Here is a 3,821-nt window from a genome sequence, read left to right as displayed (position 1 = left end):
TCAACTTCGAAACGATAGGGCGCTAAGCCAAACAAGCTAAACACAGCATAATGTTCACGGTTTACATCTGAATCCACGGAACCACGCAGACCAAGACCCGCTTGAACCTCCCAGAAAGGTGCTATCAATTGACTGGCAAGTATTTCAGCGCTTTCAAGCTCACTGGGCTCACCATCATTTAACTGGTTTTCTCCTTCTGTTTTGATGTAGAGCCGTTTCTCATCTCCGCCATACCATCCGATCGCGTCCAAGGTAACCACATTGTCGCCATTGTCTGTCTGGCTGATTTCGAACCGATCAACCATCAGTTGACCGGTCAGTGATGTTTTCATAGGTTCTGGCCAGTCACCCTCAGCATGTTGAGCAAAGGTTGCGGTGCCATAACTCAGTAGTGATAATGCGATGAGTGTTTTTACTATTTGCATTTAAACACCTGTTAAACGACGGATACGATTCGGAACATACCGGCTTTCATGTGATAAAGCAGGTGGCAATGAAATGCCCAGCTGCCGGGGGCATCAGCACTAATTTGTAAAGAAACAACCTCACTGGGCTTAAGGCTGATGGTATGTTTACGGGGCCGAGGATATTGACCATTTTCAAGCTCCATCCACATTCCATGTAAGTGAATAGGGTGATCCATCATTGTGTCGTTGACTAAAATCAGTCTGAGTCTTTCACCGTATTGAAACGCAACAGGTCCATCAACCTCACTGAACTTGACGCCATCAAATGACCACATATACCTTTCCATATTACCGGTCAGATGTAACGCTATTTGACGTTCTGGCTCTCTTTCATCAGGCCATGGGTGAGCACCAATCAAATCGCCATAGACCAATACACGATGATTGACATCTTCAAGCCCGACACCGGGTTCGTTTAAGCGACTGGTGGGGTTTTCTGCAATCATCGCGGCCCCCGGACCATGGCCTTCTTTTGTGTGCTCCACTTTTATTTCCGGCGCGGTGGGGCGTTTTGAAGACCCAGCATGTTCCTGATGAACCATATCCTGCATCGAATCAGATGGCATCTGATGGCCTTCATGACTCATAGCCATATCAGTCGATCCCATACCAGCCATATCATGGTCCATCCCCATGGCGTCCATGCCTCTTTCAGGCGTAGGTCTCAAAGCAGGCACTTCAGCTTGTTGCCCCATTTCTGTTGCAAGTGTGCCGCGTACATAACCACTTCGATCGATGCTTTCAGCAAAAAAGGTGTAAGGCTGACTGTCTTTAGGTTGAACGATGACATCATAGGTTTCTGCAACACCAATACGAAATTCATCCACAACAACAGGTTTCACTGGCTGTCCATCAGCTGCCACTACGACCATTTCAAGTCCGGGAATTCTAAAGTCGAAGAAGCTCATGGCTGAACCATTAATGATTCTCAGGCGTACTTTTTCTCCGGGACGGTAGAGCGCCGTCCAATTTGTTTCACTGTCTCGACCATTCATTAAATAGGTATAGACCGAACCGGTGACATCCAGAATATCCCGTGAACTCATACGCATAGTGTTCCACATCGAACGCTGCTTCCACGTTTCTGCTAAACCGTGTTTTTTAATATCCTCAAACGTGTCAGAAATGGTTCGCTGGTGATAATTGTAATAGCCTTCTGCCACTTTTAAATTACGGTATATTTCGTGTGGATCGTCGAATGTCCAGTCACTTAGTAAAATGACATGCTCGCGGTCGGCACCGATATCGCCGTCAGCTGGTTCAATAACAAGCGGACCAAGGTGACCAACTTGTTCTTGAAACCCTGAGTGGCTGTGATACCAGTATGTACCACTCTGCTTTACATCAAACGCATAATGGTAGGTTCCGCCGGGCTTAATGCCGGGGAAGCTGACTCCCGGCACACCGTCCATATTCTCAGGAAGGATGATTCCGTGCCAGTGAATGGATGTATCTGTTTTAAGCGCGTTCGAAACATTGAGTTGTGCACGTTGTCCTTCCCGAAGTCTGATTAACGGTCCGGGCATTGAGCCATTGATCGTAATAGGAAGGGTAGACTTGCCAGCCACAGTCATCGGTGACTGTTCAATCAGTAAGTCGATTGGTCCATCATTTTTTATAAGCGCGCCATAGCTACGACCTAACGGTGAGGCCCATGCAGGTGCTAACTTTGCCAGTACCAGCGCAGAACTCAGGCCTATGGCTGACTTTATAAATTTACGACGACTTGACGGTAAAGTCTTCGTCATGGTGTTTATCTCCAAAAATGATGATCAACAGAAATGATTAATCGGTTTAATATGCTGGGTGCCGGATTTATTATTTCGACCTTCTTCAACTTGATATTGTTTCCTCCCCTTAGCCCTATTGAAAAATTCATTTATAAATAAAGTGTCTCGCCTGAGCTAGACATGGGCATTGATGACAAAATTGTAATATCAATGCGCTAGCAAGTGGGTAGGCTGCTAAAAACGTTTAACTTATAAAATGACGACTGCAGGAGGCGTTAAGTCATGATTGAGAACGAGCACAAAAGCAAATGATGCAAAAAATGCATAGCTCAAGCTAATAAGTGATCCGAGACGAGACGGTGAAGGAGTCTTGGTAAAAGTATTTTTTTGCATTGATGTTTTTATCATTAAGATGCATGTCAAAAACATGCTCAACCGGGAGATTTTGAATCTTACGGGGTAAGCCCCCTGCCATTGGCATATAGAAAGGCTGTGACATCATATTACAAGGGTGTTTACTCAACCATGATCAGGGTCAAGTGAATGGCAGCTAATATCAATAATGCGTGATTAGATTTTTTATATTTACAGAGTATCATTACCGTCCTTGTTCAAAAGTCAGACTTTTGGAAGACTATTTCATTGGCTGGTAAGTCGCTTTAAGATGTTTTTCTGGCTATTTTCCTGCTGGCAATGCATTAAATCACGAAGATGAAGTGCCTGTATTGAACATATTGTTGTAAAAGTCATCCAAACCAAAGATATCCAAACATAAATTTAGGACGATTATATGAAAGTAGGTAATTCCATTTATATGGATTATCAGGCATCAACGCCGGTAGATCAGCATGTCAAAGCAGCCATGTTGAGCAGCAGTGAGCTATTTTTTGCTAACCCTCACTCAACTCAACACCATTTTGGGCAACAATCGGCCGAAACAGTGGATAAAGCCAGAGAACAAATTGAAACCGTTATCAAAGCTAAGAAGGAAGAAGTTATCTTCACTTCAGGCGCGACGGAATCGAATAATCATGCGATCGCCAGTGTATTGTTTACCAATGCTAATACGAAAAGAAAAACACTTTTAATTAGTGCTATAGAGCATAAGTGTATAAAAAATGCTGCCTATTTTTATGGGAATAAACTTGGCTATGAGGTAAAAGAAATTCCGGTCTTATCTGATGGCCTTATTGATATGAAAGCCTATCAGTCAATGCTTTCAGAAGAGGTCGTTCTCGTCTGTATTATGGCTGTAAACAATGAAATTGGTGTCATTCAAGATGTTAAAAGCTTAACTAAACTAGCCCATCAGTTCGGCGCTTTGTTTCACTGTGATGCAGCCCAAGCACCTGAAGCCATTGATATAGATGTTCAATACTGGCAAGTGGATATGCTCAGTCTTTCAGGTCATAAAATCTATGGGCCTAAAGGTGTTGGGGTTTTATACATCAAAAATGCGTTACAGGCTCAGCTACCACCCTTAATCCATGGAGGAGGGCAACAAGGGGGAGCCCGATCAGGCACACTACCTACAGAATTATGTGTCGGTATGGCTGAGGCCTTAATGTTAACGGCAAAAGAAGCATTCAAGAACAGGACACGATTAGCTGAATTGAAAAATGCA

At 43.9% G+C, this 3,821-nt stretch carries 3 protein-coding genes; 1 reads left to right on the top strand and 2 read right to left on the bottom strand.

All coding sequences use genetic code 11. The annotated features are described in order from the left end of the window. Together ACTF5U_RS01150 and ACTF5U_RS01145 are read right to left on the bottom strand one after the other, a co-directional pair. On the bottom strand, positions 1-425 hold a 425-nt coding region (locus ACTF5U_RS01150; RefSeq protein ID WP_438969793.1), incomplete at its 3' end, for a copper resistance protein B. 11 nt (positions 426-436) lie between these two features. Further along, entirely contained in the window at positions 437-2,215 is a 1,779-nt protein-coding gene (locus ACTF5U_RS01145; RefSeq protein ID WP_438969792.1) for a copper resistance system multicopper oxidase, read from the bottom strand. 772 nt (positions 2,216-2,987) lie between these two features. Between ACTF5U_RS01145 and ACTF5U_RS01140 the strand changes: the two genes are divergently transcribed. After that, positions 2,988-3,821: cysteine desulfurase family protein (locus tag ACTF5U_RS01140; RefSeq protein ID WP_438969791.1), on the top strand; the 834-nt coding region annotated here is incomplete at its 3' end.

It is taken from the genome of Methylophaga sp. (assembly GCF_965655755.1).
Classification (GTDB): domain Bacteria; phylum Pseudomonadota; class Gammaproteobacteria; order Nitrosococcales; family Methylophagaceae; genus Methylophaga.
The sequence above is the reverse complement of the archived record's forward strand: the minus strand, read 5'-3'. Positions and strand labels throughout refer to the sequence as shown.